The following is a 13,773-nucleotide window of genomic DNA, read 5'->3' on the forward strand; positions in this document are numbered from 1 at the left end:
TCGGCGACGACCTGCTGGGTGTCGCGGCTCGCGATGCTGAGCGCGAACGGCACCTCGAGGGCGATGAGCACCAGCAGGAGCAGCACCGCCTTGTCCTCGGTGCCCCTGTCCGCACCGTCCGGCCTGGTGTTCGGGCGGGAGGACCAGCCGGAGCTGCGCGCCCAGCCCGCCGCCGTCTGGGACCTGCACGAGGGCACCAACCTGCTCGTCGCGGGCCGCCCCCGGTCCGGCCGGAGCACCTTCCTGCGGACCGTGGCGGCAGCGGCACTTCGTACCGGCGAAATCCACATCTATGTGATGGACTGCGGCGGCACCCTGGGCGACCTCGCGGCCCTGCCGCACTGCGGCGCGGTCGTGGACGCCGGCCAGCTGGACCGCGGCGCGCGGCTGCTGGCCCGCCTCGAGGCGCTGATCCGCGAGCGGGAACGCGGCGGCGGCCTCCGCACGCTGCTGCTGGTCGACGACTGGGACACGTGGCTGCAGACGTTCGGCGAGGTCGACCACGGCACCCTGTACGACGCGCTGGTCCGCATCGCCCGCAAGGGCCCGGCCGTCGGTGTGCACGTCGCGGTCGCCGGCAGCGGCGCACTGCTGACGTCGGGCCGCTTCCGGGCGCTGACCGAGTCGTCACGGGACCTCCTCGCGCTGCCGTTCGCGCCCGGGGACCACGCGCTGCTCGGCATCCCGGCGACCGCCGTGCCCGGCGACCAGCGCCCCGGGCAGGCGGTCCGGCTCACCGGCCGGCACTGCATCGTCCAGGTCGCCGTCGCCGACCCCGGTGTCGCCGCCGCCGCGGTCACCGTCCGCCCGTGGCGGGTCGACGAGCTGCCGGACCAGATCAGCGTCGCCTCGGCCGCGGCCCTGCCCCGCGACTCCTCCCCGTCGTCGGTCCCCGCCGGCGCCTCCCCGTCGTGGGTCCCGGCCGGCGTCGGTGGCGACGACCTGCGCCTGCTCGGTGTCGACCTGATCGCCGAGGGCCCCGGCTTCTACGTCACCGGCGAGCGGCGCAGCGGGCGCAGCACCGCGCTGCTCGGCATCGCCCTGGACCTGCTGTCACGCGGCACGCAGGTCGTGATCCTCGCGCCGGTGCGGACCTCGCCGTTGCACGCGCTGTCCGGTGTACCGGGGGTCGCCGCCATCCTGGGGGTCCGGCAGCCCTCCGTCCGCCAGGCGCAGCTGGCCCTCGCCGCCGCCGGCACCACCGGGTGCGTCGTCCTCGTCGACGACGCCGAGCACCTGCTGCGCGGCGACGCCGGCACGGTCCTGCGCGAGTTCCTCCTCGAAACGGACCCCGCGCACCTCGGGATGGTCGTCGCGGCCGCCGTCGACGACCTGGCCGCGCCGCCGCCGGGCAGCTTCGCCGCGGAGGCCGGCCGCTCCGGCGCGGGCCTGCTGCTGGGCCCGCGCCAGCCGCGCGCCCACCTGTTCAACACCGTGGTGAAGATCCCGCAGGCGTACGTGACCGCCGACCCACCCGGCCGCGGCGTGCTGATCCGCCCACGCGGCATGGCCCCCGTGCAGGTCCCCTACGCGACCACCGACGACGCGGCGGCGCTGGTCGCGGCCCGCCCGCGGCGGGTGCCGCAGCTGCTGGGCATCACCGACGCCCTGGCCGGCCCGGCCCCCACGACCGTCCCCCGCCTCCGCTCGATCGTGGCGGAGCTACTGGCCGCCGGCTTCGACGCCCTGGAGCCGGCCGCGGCCACCCAGGCCCTCGAACTAGCCGGCGCCGGCTTCACCGGCTCCCCCACCGAACTCCTCGCCAAGGTCCGCCCCTTCAGCTGATTCGATCGTTCGTGGCCCACGATTTCAGGTGCCACGGCCTCGAACCGCGCGAAGCCGCACGGCCAGTCGAACTCCAGCGCTGGCCGGGCGTGGCAGCACGGCACCGTCACGGTCCGGTCGTGGAACTCGGCCGTTGCCCGGTCACTTCTTCGGGTCGGCGGCAAGCTGGATGAAGAGGGCGTAGGCGGCGTCGACCTCGGCCGGGTCCTCGCCGGCGACGAGGTCGACGAGCAGGCCGCGGGTGACGGCGATGCCCAGCCGCAGCGACGCCCGGTCGGTCTCGATGCCGAGGCGTTCGCCGGCCTTCTCCGCGTCGTCGAGCCAGCTCGCGGTGAGGCCGTCCGGTCCCGGTGCGCCGCCGCGGGTGGTGAGCGCGAGCACCTCGAAGAAGAGCCGCACGAACGGACGCACCTCGGGGCTCGACACGGCCTGCCACACGCCGGTCATCAGCTCGGCCGGGGTCGCCGCGGTCTCGGCGAGGGCGGCCATCGCGGCGCGCTGCCGCGCCTCCATCGCGCCGACGACGGCCGCGAGCAGCCCCTCCCGGGAGCCGAAGTGGTACAGCAGCATCCGGTGGCTGGTGCCGACGCCGGTCGCGATCTCCCGCAGGCTGCGGTCGGCCAGCCCGTCGCGGGCCGCGAACTCGAGGACGCGGGCGAGCAGATCGTCACGGGACTCAGACATGTACCAGATGGTACAGTGGCCGCATGCGCTACGAGGAATTCACCCAAATTGACGCGCCGGTCGACCTGATGTGGCGCCTGACCACCGAGGTCGAGGACTGGCCGAAGTTCCTGCCGACCGTGCAGCGGCTGGAGCGGCTCGACGGCGGCGAGCTGCGGGTCGGCAGCACCGCCCGGATCAAGCAGCCGGCACAGAGCAGCGCGGTCTGGACCGTGACCCGGTTCGAGCCGGAGCGCGAGTTCACCTGGGAGACCAGGCGGAAGGGGCTGCGCCTGACCGGCCGCCACCTGCTGGAGCCGGCCGGCTCGGGCACCCGGATGGGACTCGTCATCGAGACCGACGGCCCGCTGTCCGGCGTCATGGCGGTGCTCGGCGGGTTGATGCGGTCGTCGCTGCGCCAGGAGGCGGCAGGCTTCACGCGCCAGGCGGCCGCCGTCCGCTGAATCCCAATTGCGTGGCGACGTCCGGGGTCCTCGCCCGAAGATGGCAGCCGTGGACAGTATCGAGGTGGTCATCGCCCATCACGAGCGCGCGACGCTGCGCGTCGGTGACGTGTTCCTGAAGGTCGACACCGATCAGGCACGCACCGACGTCGAGGTCGAGGCGATGACCCTGGCGCCCGTCCCGACGCCGGAGATCCTGTGGCGCAGGCCGCCCGTGCTCGCGCTCGCCGCCCTCCCAGGGGTGGCGCTCGGCCGTCTCGGCGAGCCGTCGACCGCGTCACCGGCGGCGTGGGCCGCGGCGGGCGCCACCGTGCGGAAGCTGCACGACGCGCCCCTGCCACCCTGGCCCGGCCGCACCGCCGACGCCATCGCCGCGGACCTCGACACCGAGTGCACGTTGCTCATCGCGAACGGCATCCTCCCCACCGACCTCGTCACCCGCAACCGCCAGGTCGCCGAGGCCGCGCTCCGCCCGTGGACACCCGCGTTCACCCACGGCGACCTGCACGTCTCCCACGTCTTCGTCGACGGCGACGAGGTCACCGGCGTGCTCGACTGGTCCGAGGCGAGCCGGGGCGACGCCATGTTCGACCTCGCCAGTCTGACCCTCGGCCACGAGGAGCACCTCGACGACGTCATCGCCGGCTACGGCCCCGGCGCCGACCTCGACGCGATCCGTGCGTGGTGGTCGCTGCGCAGCCTGCTCGCCGTCCGCTGGCTGGTCGAGCACGGCTTCGACCCGTCCAAACCGGGCTGCGAGATCGACGTGCTCCGCGCCCGTATGTGACGCCCATGGGCGCTCGGCAGCGCCGGCTATCGCCGGGCCGGGCGATCCCGACGGGTGACCTGCGGCTCCGTCAGGCTGCCGGGTCGTGCTTGAAGGCGGTCATCGACACGCCGGTCACCTACGTCGACGACGAGGCGAGCACCGAACTGATCGGCACCAGCCTGGTCGACTTCCTCGGCACCTGGGTCGGCGAGCTCGGCGCCCAGGAGTTGCTCGGCTTCTGCCGCCGTGCCGGCCTGCGGCCGCCGATGCCGGAGGCCGAATGCGAAGCGGCTCTCAAGGACTACCCGGACCCGCAGCAGGTGTTCGACTTCTTCCTACACACGTCTTCCTGAACGCCCTCCGCCGTTGCGGGGGTGATTGCGACGGCGTACCGCGGCGAACACCGAAACGAAGCTCCTGACGATGACCTACGCCTTCGACACGCTCGGCTACGCAGCCGTCGTGTGGTGCATCAACCCGCAGAACGTCCTCTCCCAAGCGGCGATCACCCGTATCGGCGGCACCCTCAACGGCCGCGAACCGCAGGTCGAAGGCGGGCCGAGCCTGCTCGTCTTCCTGGCGGCTGCCACGTCGTCCTCGCCGAGGACATCTACTCGGCCGGGCAAATGGGTGGCTGGAGCTGACCTCGAGCGGCAAGGCCGCCGCGGTTGCCGCGTTGAAGGCCGAAGGGCCGGGAAGGCCGCGGTGTTGGCACCCCGCGACAACCCGCGCCGCCCAGATCACTGACACCTGATGCCCGATCTCGGGTCGGCCGCGCTCGGCCTGGGCGCGTGACGCGCCGACGCGGGCTCCGTGTCGCCGCGGCGTTCACCGAACGCCCACCGCCGTCCGCAGACCCGTCACACACGCTGAACTGCTGGTCACCTTGCCTGTCGCTCGACACGCGCACCTCTTCGCCGGGCAGGTGCGCTTCGGCCGGCGCCGGGCTTCCACAAGGCGCGGTGGTCCCGATTTGGGTGTTATCGGCACCGGAATCCGAGACGCAACATAGTGATGACCGCCAAAGTGACGAAATTCGTCGCTTGGAAGCTCTTTTATGACGAGTTCGTAAGATCTATGGACAGGAAACTGGCGTTGCTCGTAGAGTCGGGCATCTTCCGCTGATCCTGGAGATGACGTTGAACATTGCCGCCCAGGAAAGTCCCGCTCTTTCCGCGACCGAACTGCACGCCGCGGCCACCGTCGTGGAAGGCAGCACGGTCATCGAGCTGTCCGAAGCCCACCTCGACCGCATCCGCCGTGGTGGCGTCACCGCCGTCAACCACACCGTGACCAGGCCCTACGCGGACACCGTCACCGCGCTGCGGGAGGTCAACCAGTGCCGCCGCTGGATCGACGCGCACGCCGACCGGGCGCTGCTCGCCACGAGCGTCGCCGACATCGAGCGGGCCAAGGCCGAGGGCAAGGAGGCCGTGATCCTCGGGCCGCAGGACACCGAGATGATCGGGGTCGACCTCGACCTGCTCGGCACGTTCTACGACCTCGGCGTGCGCATCCTCCAGCTGACGTACCAGCGGCAGAACCTGCTCGGCGCCGGCTGCGGGGAGAGCGTCGACCCCGGCCTGACGCACAAGGGCCGCATCTTCGTCGAGGCGATGAACGAGATCGGCATCGTCGTCGACGTTTCGCACTGCGGGCAGCGCACCGGGCTCGACGCCATGGAGGTGTCCAGCACTCCCGTCGTCGTCACCCACTCGTTCTGCGACGCGATCTCGCCCCACATCCGGGCGAAGGACGACGCCTTCCTGCGCACCCTCGGCCAGCAGGGCGGCGTCATCGGCATCACCACCCTCTCGGGGTTCCTGTACTACCCGGACGAGCCGACCCGGCGTCCGGACCTGACCCGCTTCGTGGAGCACCTCAGCCACGTCGTGGAGGTCGCGGGCATCGACCACGTCGCGATCGCCACCGACTACGACGAGACGCTCACCGAGGCGATGCGTGCCGAGCAGCTCAAGGACAAGGAGTTCAAGAGCCTGCTCGGCGACTGGAAGTGGGAGGAGCGGCGGGCGATCGGCATGGACGACGCCGCCGACTTCCCGAACTTCACCGAGGCGCTCCTGGCCGGAGGTTTCTCTCCGGCCGATGTGACGAAGGTCCTCGGCGGCAACTGGCTGCGGGTGTTTGGGGAGGCATGGAGCCCGGCCGGCCCGGTAGGCGCGAGTTGAGAGATCAGCCAAGGAGACCCATGAGAACGCATTTCATGACCAGAGTGCTGGCGGTGGGCGTCGTTGCGGCGCTCGTGGCCGGCTGCTCCGGCGGCGAGCCCCCGAACAGTGACAACGGCGCCAGCACCAATGACGGCCTGACCAAGAACATCCGCCTGGAGGACGAGTCGCAGCCCTCCGGCACGCCGAAGGCCGGCGGCCGGCTGCGGATCATGATCCGGCTGGACGCGAACGAGCTCGACCCCCACAAGATGTCCGAGACCTCGGCCTTCGTCATCAACGAGCAGATCTACGAGTCGCTGGTGGAGTCCTACCGCGGCGAGATCAAGCCCTCCATCGCCGAGTCGTGGGAGCAGAGCGCCGACGGGCTCACCCTGACGTTCAAGCTTCGCGACAACGCGTACTTCCACAGCGGGCGCAAGGTCACGTCGGCCGACGTGAAGTACTCGATCGAGCGGATCAAGAACCCGGCGACCCGCGCCCCGCGCGCCCGCAGCTACGAGGGCATCAGCGCGGTCGAGACGCCCGACGAGCGCACGGCCGTGCTCAAGCTCAGCAAGCCCAACGCGGCCATCCTGACCCTGCTGTCCACCGCCGCTTCGTCCATCGTGGACAAGACGGTGGTCGACGAGAAGGGCGGGCTCAACACGGCCGTCGACGGCGGCAGCGGCCCGTTCAAGATCGCGACGCGGACGGCCGGGCAGACCATCAAACTCGACAAGCACACGCAGTACTGGCAGTCCGGCCTGCCGTACCTCGACGGCATGGACTTCACGTTCAACCCGGACGACAACGCCCGCGCCGCCGCGGTGCGCAGCGGCACCGTCGACTTCCTCTGGCGGCCCGCGCCGGAGTTCATCGACGCGCTGAAGAAGGACGAGAAGCTCAAGTGGTACGGCGGCTCCGGCTCGCTGTCGCTGCACCTGCGGCTCAACACGTCCAAGGCGCCGTACGACAACGTGAAGGTCCGCCAGGCGATCTACTACGCGCTCGACCGGCAGGAGATCCTCAACGTCGCCAACTCCGGCTTCGGCACCGCGCTCAACGCGGGCTACCTGCCGCCGGACCGCTACGGCGCGCTCACCACACCGGTGTACGGCAAGGCGGACGTCGACAAGGCCAAGCAGCTGCTCACCGAGGCGGGCTTCCCGAACGGCTTCGAGGCCAAGCTCATGGTCATCGCCACCTCGGCGTTCCAGGTGCGCTCGGCCGAGGTCGAGCAGCAGCAGCTGGCGAAGATCGGCATCAAGGTGACCATCGAGTCGGTCGAGTCGACGATCGCCGACACGAAGACCAAGTCGGGCGAGTTCGACATGTACCAGTCCGGCTTCGGCCTCACCTACGACCCGGACGAGCGGTTCAGCGCCAGCTTCCTCAAGGGCGGCGGCCTGAACTACGGCAACTGGAGCGACCCCGAGTACGAGGCGCTCATCGTCCAGGCCCGCTCAGAGCTCGACAAGGACAAGCGCTCGGCGCTGTACCAGCAGGCCGAGAAGATCCTGGCCGAGCGCGGCCCGGTCGCGATGACGTTCCTCAACGCCGACTTCGACGTCGTGCAGAAGGACGTCATGGGCTACCGCGGCGACCCGACCCCGACGTACCGCTTCTACCGCAGCCTCTGGCTCAACCGATGACGCACCGGAGGGGCGCCCGGGGGTGGGCGCCCCTCCGGAGCACCCCGCGACGAAAGGCACCGCCATGGAAGACGTCCCGCTGAGCCACCGCTACATCATCGCCGCCCGGCTCAAGGGCTACCTCAACAAGCACGCCGAGTCCGTCGCCCTGCTCACCGAGGCGCTGGAGCTGGAGCCGGGCGACCCGCGCCTGTTGCGCTTCCGCGGCCACCGGCGGATCTCCGTCCGCGACTACGCCGGCGCGATCGAGGACCTGCGGGCCGCCGCGGACCGTCTCGGCGACGTCGAGGACGAGCACGAGATGTACCAGCCCGAGGTCGAGAAGGACGTCGTCAGCCTGATCCTCGGCCGGCCCGACGCGGTTCGGCCGCAGCACCTCACCGACACGATGGCGGCCGCCGACCCGGGCGCGCTGGCGCGGTACAACACCACGCTGCACACGTCGGTCTGGTATCACCTGGGCGTGGCCCAGTACCTCGACGGCGACCTCGAGGGCTGCCTGGAAAGCTTCTACAACGCCGAGCGCTGCGCCCGCCACCAGGAGGGGATCGTCGCGTCGCAGGACTGGCAGTACATGGCGCTGCGCCGGCTCGGCCGGGCGGACGAGGCCGACGCCGTCCTGGACCGGTTCCGCGGCATCGCCGTCGTCGACGAGGACCACCTGGTCGGCTACGAGGGCCGGATGCGCCTCTACACCGGCGAGCTGACCCCCGAGCAGCTGTGGGCGATGTGCGACGGCGACAGCCTCAAGACCGTGACCCAGGGCTACGGCCTGGGCAACTGGCACTACTACAACGGCGACGTCGCCCGGGCCCGCGAGGTCTTCGACGGCGTCCTGAAGACCGGCGTCACGCACGCCTTCGCCTATCTGGCGGTCACCTCCGAATACTCCCGCAACCCCGACTTCGCAACGGCGACCAAGGAGCACTGAGATCATGGCGATCATCCGGGCCGAGATCGGCCACCGCGACCAGGAGACCAAAGAGGCGATCATCGCCGAGCTGACCGACGTCCTGGTGAAGTACGGCTCGCCGCGGGAGAACACCCACGTCCTGCTGTACGAGGTCTCCTACGACAACTGGGCCAAGGGCGGCGTGACGTACAACAACCGGAAGAAGAAGGCCCAGGAGGGCTCGTGACCGGCCCGCACGTACTGCTCACCCCGAACCTCGCCGAGCTCGTCCCCGGCCTGGCGGCCGACTACCCGCACTGCCGCTTCACGCCGATCCCCGACGACGAACCGGTCCGCGACGAGTGGCTCGACGCCGAGATCATCCTGCGCAGCGCGATGAACGAGGACACGTTCGATGAGCTGCTCAGCAAATGCGAGCGGCTGCGCTGGGTCCAGATCACCGCCGCCGGCTTCGACTGGGTCGGCGGCGCGGTCTGGCAGCGCCGCCTCGACGAGGGCCTCGTCTACACCCGCTCACCGAACTCCTACAACGTGCCGATCGCCGAGTACGTCATCGGCGCCATGCTCATGCACGGCCGGGCGTTCCCGGCGCTGCGCGAGGCCCAGGTGCGCCACGATTGGATCCGTCTCGTCGGCAAGGACGTCATCGGCAGCACGACCCTGGTGTTCGGCACGGGCGGGATCGGCTCCGAGGTGGCGTGGCGCGCGAGCGCCCTGGGCTCCACCGTGATCGGCGTCAACCGCACGGGCTCCCCCGTCGACGGCTTCGCACGGGTGGTGGCCTTCGGCGACCATTTCGCGCTCCTGCCCGAGGCGGATGCCGTGGTACTGGCGATGCCGCTCACCACGGAGAACCGGTACTTCTTCGGGGCGGAGCACTTCGCGGCCATGCGGGCGGACGCGGTGCTGGTCAACGTCGGCCGCGGCGCGCTGGTCGTCGAGGACGCGCTCGTCGAGGCGATGCACGCCGGCCGGATCGGCGGCGCCGTGCTCGACGTCTTCGAGGAGGAACCGCTGCCGGCGGAGCACCGGCTGTGGGACCTGCCGAACACGACGATCACCCCGCACACGTCGTTCCGGGGATCGGGCAACCTGCGGCGCCTCGGCGCCGACTTCCGCGCCAACCTCGACCGTTACCTGTCCGGCGAGCCCCTCGCCGGCACCCACCGCCAGCCGGACCTCGGCTACTGACAGACCGCACGACCGACGACGGCGGCCCGGCTTCACTCCACCGAAGCCGGGCCGCCGTTCTCCGTCTGTTCTCGTGTGCCGGCCACAGAAGCCGCCGCGGGCAGGGGCCGCGCCGGGTCAGCTGAGCAGGGTGCGGGCTGCGGCCAGGATGTCGGCCTCGCCGAGCAGGACCTGGTCGGCGGCCGGGCCCAGCGGGACGTAGCTGTCGACGCTGTTGACCCGGGCCATCCGGCCCGCGAAGCCGGCGTCGACCAGGGCCGCGACGACCGCCTCGGAGACGCCGCCGCTCGCGCGGGTCTCGTCGACGACGAGGACCCGGTCCACGCCGGCGAGCGCGGCGTGCAAGGCAGCCGCCGGCAGCGGCGCGAGCCACTGCAGGTCCACCACGCGCGTCTCGACGCCCTCGCCGGCCAGGACGCCGGCCACCCGCAGGCTCATCGGCACGCCGTTGCCGAACGTGACCACCGCAAGGTCGGCGCCGTCGCGGACGGTCCGCACCGAGCCCAGCGGAGCCTCGGCCCAGTCCCGCGGGGCCGCATACGGGGCGAGCCAGCCGCCGTCGCCCTCGGTGTGCAGGTCGCGGGTGTGGTACAGGGCGATCGGCTCCAGCAGCACGCACACCCGTCCCTCCGCCTCGGCCAGGGCGAGGCACTGGCGCAGGAGGGCGGGTGCGGTGGCGGGGTGCGACGCGACGGCGAACGCGAGGCCGGGGATGTCGCGCAGCACGGCGACCGAGTTGTCGTTGTGGAAGTGGCCGCCGAAGCCCTTCTGGTACGCCAGGCCGGCGATGCGCACGACCATGCCGTTCTGGTACTGGCCGGCGGAGAAGAACCGCAGCGACGCGGCCTCGCCCCGCAGCTGGTCCTCGGCGTTGTGCAGGTACGCGAGGTACTGGATCTCGGGGATGGGCAGGGCGCCGGCCAGTGCGCCGCCGAGCGCCAGCCCGAGGATCGACTGCTCGTCCAGTAGCGTGTCGAAGACCCGGCCGGCGCCGAACGCCTTGCGCAGCCCGCGGGTGGCGCCGTAGACGCCGCCCTTGCGGGCCACGTCCTCGCCGAAGACCTGGGCGCCCGGGTGGGTCAGCAGGGCGTCGTGCAGGGCGGCGTTGATCGACTGGGCGAGGGTGAGCGGCCCGCGTTCCTCCGGCAGCTTCCCGCCGAAGGCCGGTGCGCGGCCGGTGCCTGCGCGGGTGGCGGCCGCGGTGACGGCGGCGGGGCGGCGGGCGGTCAGCGGCGCGGTGACGGCGTCCGGGGACGCGAGCCGCTCGACCGCGCCGACCAACTGCCGGGCCTCGTCCATGACGAGCTTGCGGGCGTGCTCGTAGCTGGCGAGGCTCTCGCCCGGGCTCTGGATGCCGCGGCGGGCCAGCGCCGCGGCGGTGGCGAGGATCGGGTCGCGGGCGTAGTCGGCGAGGATCTCCGATCGGCTGCGGTAGGCCAGCTCGGCGTCGGAGCCGGCGTGGCCCATGAACCGCACGGTGCCCAGGTGCAGCACGACCGGCCGGCGCTCGGCGCGGACCCGCCGCGCGGCGTCGGCGGCGGCGGCCAGCAGGTGGGCGGGGTCGGTGCCGTCGGCGTGGACGTAGTCGATGCCGGGCAGCGATGACAGGGCGCGCTGGACCCAGCCGTGCGGTGAGCGGGTGCTGATGCCGATGCCGTTGTCCTCGCAGACGAGCAGCAGCGGCAGCGGCAGGCCTTGGTGGGCGCTGTAGCCGGCGGCGTTGAGCGCGCCGGCGGCGGTGGAGTGGTTCAGTGAGGCGTCGCCGAAGCTGCAGACGACGACGGCGTCGGCGGGATACACCTGGCCGGCGCCCCGGCCGAGGTTGAAGGCAAGACCCATCGCGCGCGGCAGGTGCGAGGCGATCGTCGAGGTCTGCGGGATGATGTTGAGCGCGCGGTGGCCGAACACCTTGTGCCGGCCGCCGGAGATCGGGTCGTGCCGGGACGCCGCCGCCGAGTGCAGCACGTCGCTGATCGGGGTGGCGCCGGGCACCTGGCCGGCACGGGCAGCGTAGAACCCGCCGGAGCGGTAGTGCAGCAGCGCCGGGTCGCTCGGGCGTAGGGCTAGGGCCACGGCGGCGTTGCTCTCGTGGCCGCTGGAGCCGATCGTGTAGAAGCCCTCCTTCTGGGCCTGCAGCCAGCGCAGGGCGAGGTCCAGGTGACGGGCCTGGACCTGGGCCTCCCAGTACTCCAGCAGGACCGAACGGTCGACCTCGGTGACGTCAAAAGTGCCGGTGGGCGCTCCGGACGACCATTCGGTGAGCCGGCGGACGACGTGCTCGTCGATGGATTCCACGACGGAGGGCTCCAGTTCAGCGGTTGGTGCGGCCGCGCAGCCGCGGGTCGAGGACGTCGCGGAGGGTGTCGCCGAGCAGGTTGAACCCGAGCACCGCGATCATGATGCAGACGCCCGGCACGACCGACGGCCAGATCGACAGCTCCATGAAGGCCTTGCCGTTGGCCAGCATCGAGCCCCAGGACGGCGCCGGCGGCTGGACGCCGAGGCCGAGATAGCCCAGCGACGCCTCGATGAGAATGGCGTAGGCGATGCTCGTGGTGAACTGCACGGCGATCGGCGCGATCGAGTTGGGCAGCACGTACTTGAAGATGAGGCGGGCGTTGCTGAGCCCGGCGGCCTGCCCGGACTCCACGAACGGCTCGCGCCGCACCGACATCGCCGTGCCCCGCACGATCCGGGCGAAGCTGGGGATGAACACCAGCACCAGGGCGAGGATCAGGTTCTCGGTGCCGGGCCCGCGGGCGGCCACGACGGCGAGGGCGAGCAGCAGGGTCGGGAAGGCGAACATGATGTCGGTGACCGGGGTGATGATCGCGTCGAGGATCCCCCGGTAGAAGCCGGCGAGCAGGCCGAGCAGGACGCCGATGACGGCGGCGCAGCCGACCACCACGAGGCCCACGGCGAGCGAGGTGCGCGCGCCGTAGAGGGCCCGGCTGAGCAGGTCGCGGCCGGCCTCGTCGGCGCCGAGCAGGAAGGTCCCGCCGGGCGTGGCGAGCCGCTGGTTGGACATCGCGGTCGGGTCGTAGGGCGCGATGACCGGGGCGAGGGCCGCGGCCGCGGCCATGAGCAGGACGAGGGTGAGCCCCACGGCGCCGATCTTGTCGCGGGTGAGCTGCCGCAGCAGCGCGCCGCCGCGCCCGCCGACCGTGCGCAGCCGGCCGAGCCGCCGCGCCTGTACCTCCGTGACGGTGTCGACTTCAGTGACCACTGCGCAGCCTCGGATCCAGATAGGTGTAGACGAGGTCGACCAGGTAGTTGACCAGGACGTAGAAGAACGCGAGGAAGAGCAGGGTGCCCTGGACGACCGGGTAGTCGCGCTGGCTGATCCCGCGGATGACCATCGTGCCCAGACCGGGCCAGGCGAAGACCTGCTCGACGATGACGGTGCCGCCGAGCAGCGCGCCGAGCTCGATGCCGAGCACGGTCACGACCGGGATGAGCGAGTTGCGCAGGGCGTGGCGGACCAGGATGACTCTCTCGGCCAGTCCCTTGGCGCGGGCGGTGCGCACGTAGTCCTGGTTGAGCACCTCCAGCATGCTGGAGCGGGTCATCCGCATGTTGATGGCGGCGAGGCTGGCGCCCAGGGTGACGGCGGGGAGCACCAGGTACTTCAAGTTGTCGAGCAGCCCGCCGCCCTCGCTGGCGCCCTGCGAGGGCAGCCAGCCGAGGGAGACGGAGAAGACGTAGACGAGCAGGATGCCCAGCCAGAAGTTGGGCACCGACAGGCCGATGAGCGACGCCACGCGGGCGAAGGCGTCGAGCGGGCCGTTGCGGCGGGTGGCGCTGAGGATCCCCATCGGGATCGACAGCAGGATGGCGACGAGCAGCGCGGAGACGGCCAGCAGCAGCGTGGACGGGAGTCGCTGCAGGATCTCGTCGAGCACCGGCTGGCCGGTGCGCATGGAGGTGCCGAGGTCGCCGCGCAGCAGGTCGCCGAACCAGGTGAAGAACTGTTCGTGCACGGGCATGTCGAGCCCGAAGTAGCGGCGCATCTCCGCCTCGACCTCGGGGTCACCGAAGTCCTGTCCCATGATGGAGCTGATCACGTCACCCGGGATCATGCGGATGACCAGGAACGAGATGACCGAGATCCCGAGCAGGACGGGGATGACCGTCAGCGAGCGGATCAGCGTGATGCGCAGCATGG

At 71.5% G+C, this 13,773-nt stretch carries 14 protein-coding genes; 10 read left to right on the forward strand and 4 right to left on the reverse strand.

Annotated features, from left to right (window positions below; genetic code table 11):
* On the forward strand, positions 1 to 1,785 hold a 1,785-nt coding region (locus tag AB0I21_RS34295; protein ID WP_360567409.1), incomplete at its 5' end, for an FtsK/SpoIIIE domain-containing protein.
* A 141-nt stretch (positions 1,786 to 1,926) separates the two neighbouring features.
* Here AB0I21_RS34295 and AB0I21_RS34300 read toward each other — a convergent pair.
* Positions 1,927 to 2,469 (reverse strand): TetR/AcrR family transcriptional regulator, encoded by a 543-nt coding sequence (locus AB0I21_RS34300; protein ID WP_360567411.1) that lies wholly within the window; start codon positions 2,467 to 2,469, stop codon positions 1,927 to 1,929.
* Between the two features lie 23 nt (positions 2,470 to 2,492).
* On the opposite strand from AB0I21_RS34300, the gene AB0I21_RS34305 reads away from it, so the two are divergent.
* From AB0I21_RS34305 to AB0I21_RS34345, 9 genes are all read left to right on the forward strand, one after another.
* Positions 2,493 to 2,912, forward strand: coding sequence for an SRPBCC family protein (locus AB0I21_RS34305; RefSeq protein ID WP_360567413.1), 420 nt, complete (start codon positions 2,493 to 2,495; stop codon positions 2,910 to 2,912).
* 40 nt (positions 2,913 to 2,952) lie between these two features.
* Positions 2,953 to 3,699 (forward strand): phosphotransferase, encoded by a 747-nt coding sequence (locus AB0I21_RS34310; protein ID WP_360567415.1) that lies wholly within the window; start codon positions 2,953 to 2,955, stop codon positions 3,697 to 3,699.
* An 89-nt stretch (positions 3,700 to 3,788) separates the two neighbouring features.
* A complete protein-coding gene (locus tag AB0I21_RS34315) occupies positions 3,789 to 4,034 on the forward strand; it encodes a hypothetical protein (protein ID WP_360567416.1) in 246 nt (81 codons plus the stop codon).
* Positions 4,035 to 4,104: 70 nt separating this feature from the next.
* A complete protein-coding gene (locus tag AB0I21_RS34320) occupies positions 4,105 to 4,428 on the forward strand; it encodes a GNAT family protein (RefSeq protein WP_360567417.1) in 324 nt (107 codons plus the stop codon).
* A 386-nt stretch (positions 4,429 to 4,814) separates the two neighbouring features.
* Positions 4,815 to 5,870, forward strand: coding sequence for a membrane dipeptidase (locus AB0I21_RS34325; protein ID WP_360567419.1), 1,056 nt, complete (start codon positions 4,815 to 4,817; stop codon positions 5,868 to 5,870).
* Positions 5,871 to 5,890: 20 nt separating this feature from the next.
* A complete protein-coding gene (locus AB0I21_RS34330) occupies positions 5,891 to 7,504 on the forward strand; it encodes an ABC transporter substrate-binding protein (RefSeq protein WP_360567421.1) in 1,614 nt (537 codons plus the stop codon).
* A 64-nt stretch (positions 7,505 to 7,568) separates the two neighbouring features.
* Complete coding sequence (locus tag AB0I21_RS34335; protein WP_360567423.1) at positions 7,569 to 8,435, forward strand: hypothetical protein; 867 nt, start codon at positions 7,569 to 7,571, stop codon at positions 8,433 to 8,435.
* Positions 8,436 to 8,439: 4 nt separating this feature from the next.
* A complete protein-coding gene (locus AB0I21_RS34340; RefSeq protein ID WP_190253310.1) occupies positions 8,440 to 8,643 on the forward strand; it encodes a tautomerase family protein in 204 nt (67 codons plus the stop codon).
* Positions 8,640 to 9,608, forward strand: a complete 969-nt coding sequence (locus AB0I21_RS34345) for a D-2-hydroxyacid dehydrogenase (RefSeq protein ID WP_360567425.1) — start codon at positions 8,640 to 8,642, stop codon at positions 9,606 to 9,608. The genes AB0I21_RS34340 and AB0I21_RS34345 overlap by 4 nt, the downstream gene beginning before the upstream one ends.
* A gap of 117 nt (positions 9,609 to 9,725) precedes the next feature.
* Here the strand turns inward: AB0I21_RS34345 and AB0I21_RS34350 are convergent, their stop codons facing one another.
* The 3 genes from AB0I21_RS34350 to nikB are packed head-to-tail and all read right to left on the reverse strand — an operon-like array spanning position 9,726 to position 13,771.
* Complete coding sequence (locus tag AB0I21_RS34350) at positions 9,726 to 11,903, reverse strand: thiamine pyrophosphate-dependent enzyme (RefSeq protein WP_360567427.1); 2,178 nt, start codon at positions 11,901 to 11,903, stop codon at positions 9,726 to 9,728.
* Between the two features lie 16 nt (positions 11,904 to 11,919).
* Positions 11,920 to 12,834 (reverse strand): ABC transporter permease, encoded by a 915-nt coding sequence (locus AB0I21_RS34355; RefSeq protein ID WP_344512982.1) that lies wholly within the window; start codon positions 12,832 to 12,834, stop codon positions 11,920 to 11,922.
* Positions 12,824 to 13,771 (reverse strand): nickel ABC transporter permease, encoded by a 948-nt coding sequence (nikB, locus tag AB0I21_RS34360; RefSeq protein WP_344512984.1) that lies wholly within the window; start codon positions 13,769 to 13,771, stop codon positions 12,824 to 12,826. Before nikB ends, AB0I21_RS34355 begins: the two co-directional genes overlap by 11 nt.
* Positions 13,772 to 13,773: the final 2 nt, after the last annotated feature.

This window comes from Dactylosporangium sp. NPDC050588, from assembly GCF_040654975.1.
In the GTDB taxonomy this organism is placed as follows: domain Bacteria; phylum Actinomycetota; class Actinomycetes; order Mycobacteriales; family Micromonosporaceae; genus Dactylosporangium; species Dactylosporangium maewongense.

What these genes read in the sequence shown, in the direction of transcription:
- AB0I21_RS34300 (WP_360567411.1), bottom strand. Translation starts at nt 2,469, where the DNA reads ATGTCTGAGTCCCGTGACGATCTGCTCGCCCGCGTCCTCGAGTTCGCG.
- AB0I21_RS34305 (WP_360567413.1), top strand. Translation starts at nt 2,493, where the DNA reads ATGCGCTACGAGGAATTCACCCAAATTGACGCGCCGGTCGACCTGATG.
- AB0I21_RS34310 (WP_360567415.1), top strand. Translation starts at nt 2,953, where the DNA reads ATGGCAGCCGTGGACAGTATCGAGGTGGTCATCGCCCATCACGAGCGC.
- AB0I21_RS34320 (WP_360567417.1), top strand. Translation starts at nt 4,105, where the DNA reads ATGACCTACGCCTTCGACACGCTCGGCTACGCAGCCGTCGTGTGGTGC.
- AB0I21_RS34325 (WP_360567419.1), top strand. Translation starts at nt 4,815, where the DNA reads ATGACGTTGAACATTGCCGCCCAGGAAAGTCCCGCTCTTTCCGCGACC.
- AB0I21_RS34330 (WP_360567421.1), top strand. Translation starts at nt 5,891, where the DNA reads ATGAGAACGCATTTCATGACCAGAGTGCTGGCGGTGGGCGTCGTTGCG.
- AB0I21_RS34335 (WP_360567423.1), top strand. Translation starts at nt 7,569, where the DNA reads ATGGAAGACGTCCCGCTGAGCCACCGCTACATCATCGCCGCCCGGCTC.
- AB0I21_RS34340 (WP_190253310.1), top strand. Translation starts at nt 8,440, where the DNA reads ATGGCGATCATCCGGGCCGAGATCGGCCACCGCGACCAGGAGACCAAA.
- nikB (WP_344512984.1), bottom strand. Translation starts at nt 13,771, where the DNA reads ATGCTGCGCATCACGCTGATCCGCTCGCTGACGGTCATCCCCGTCCTG.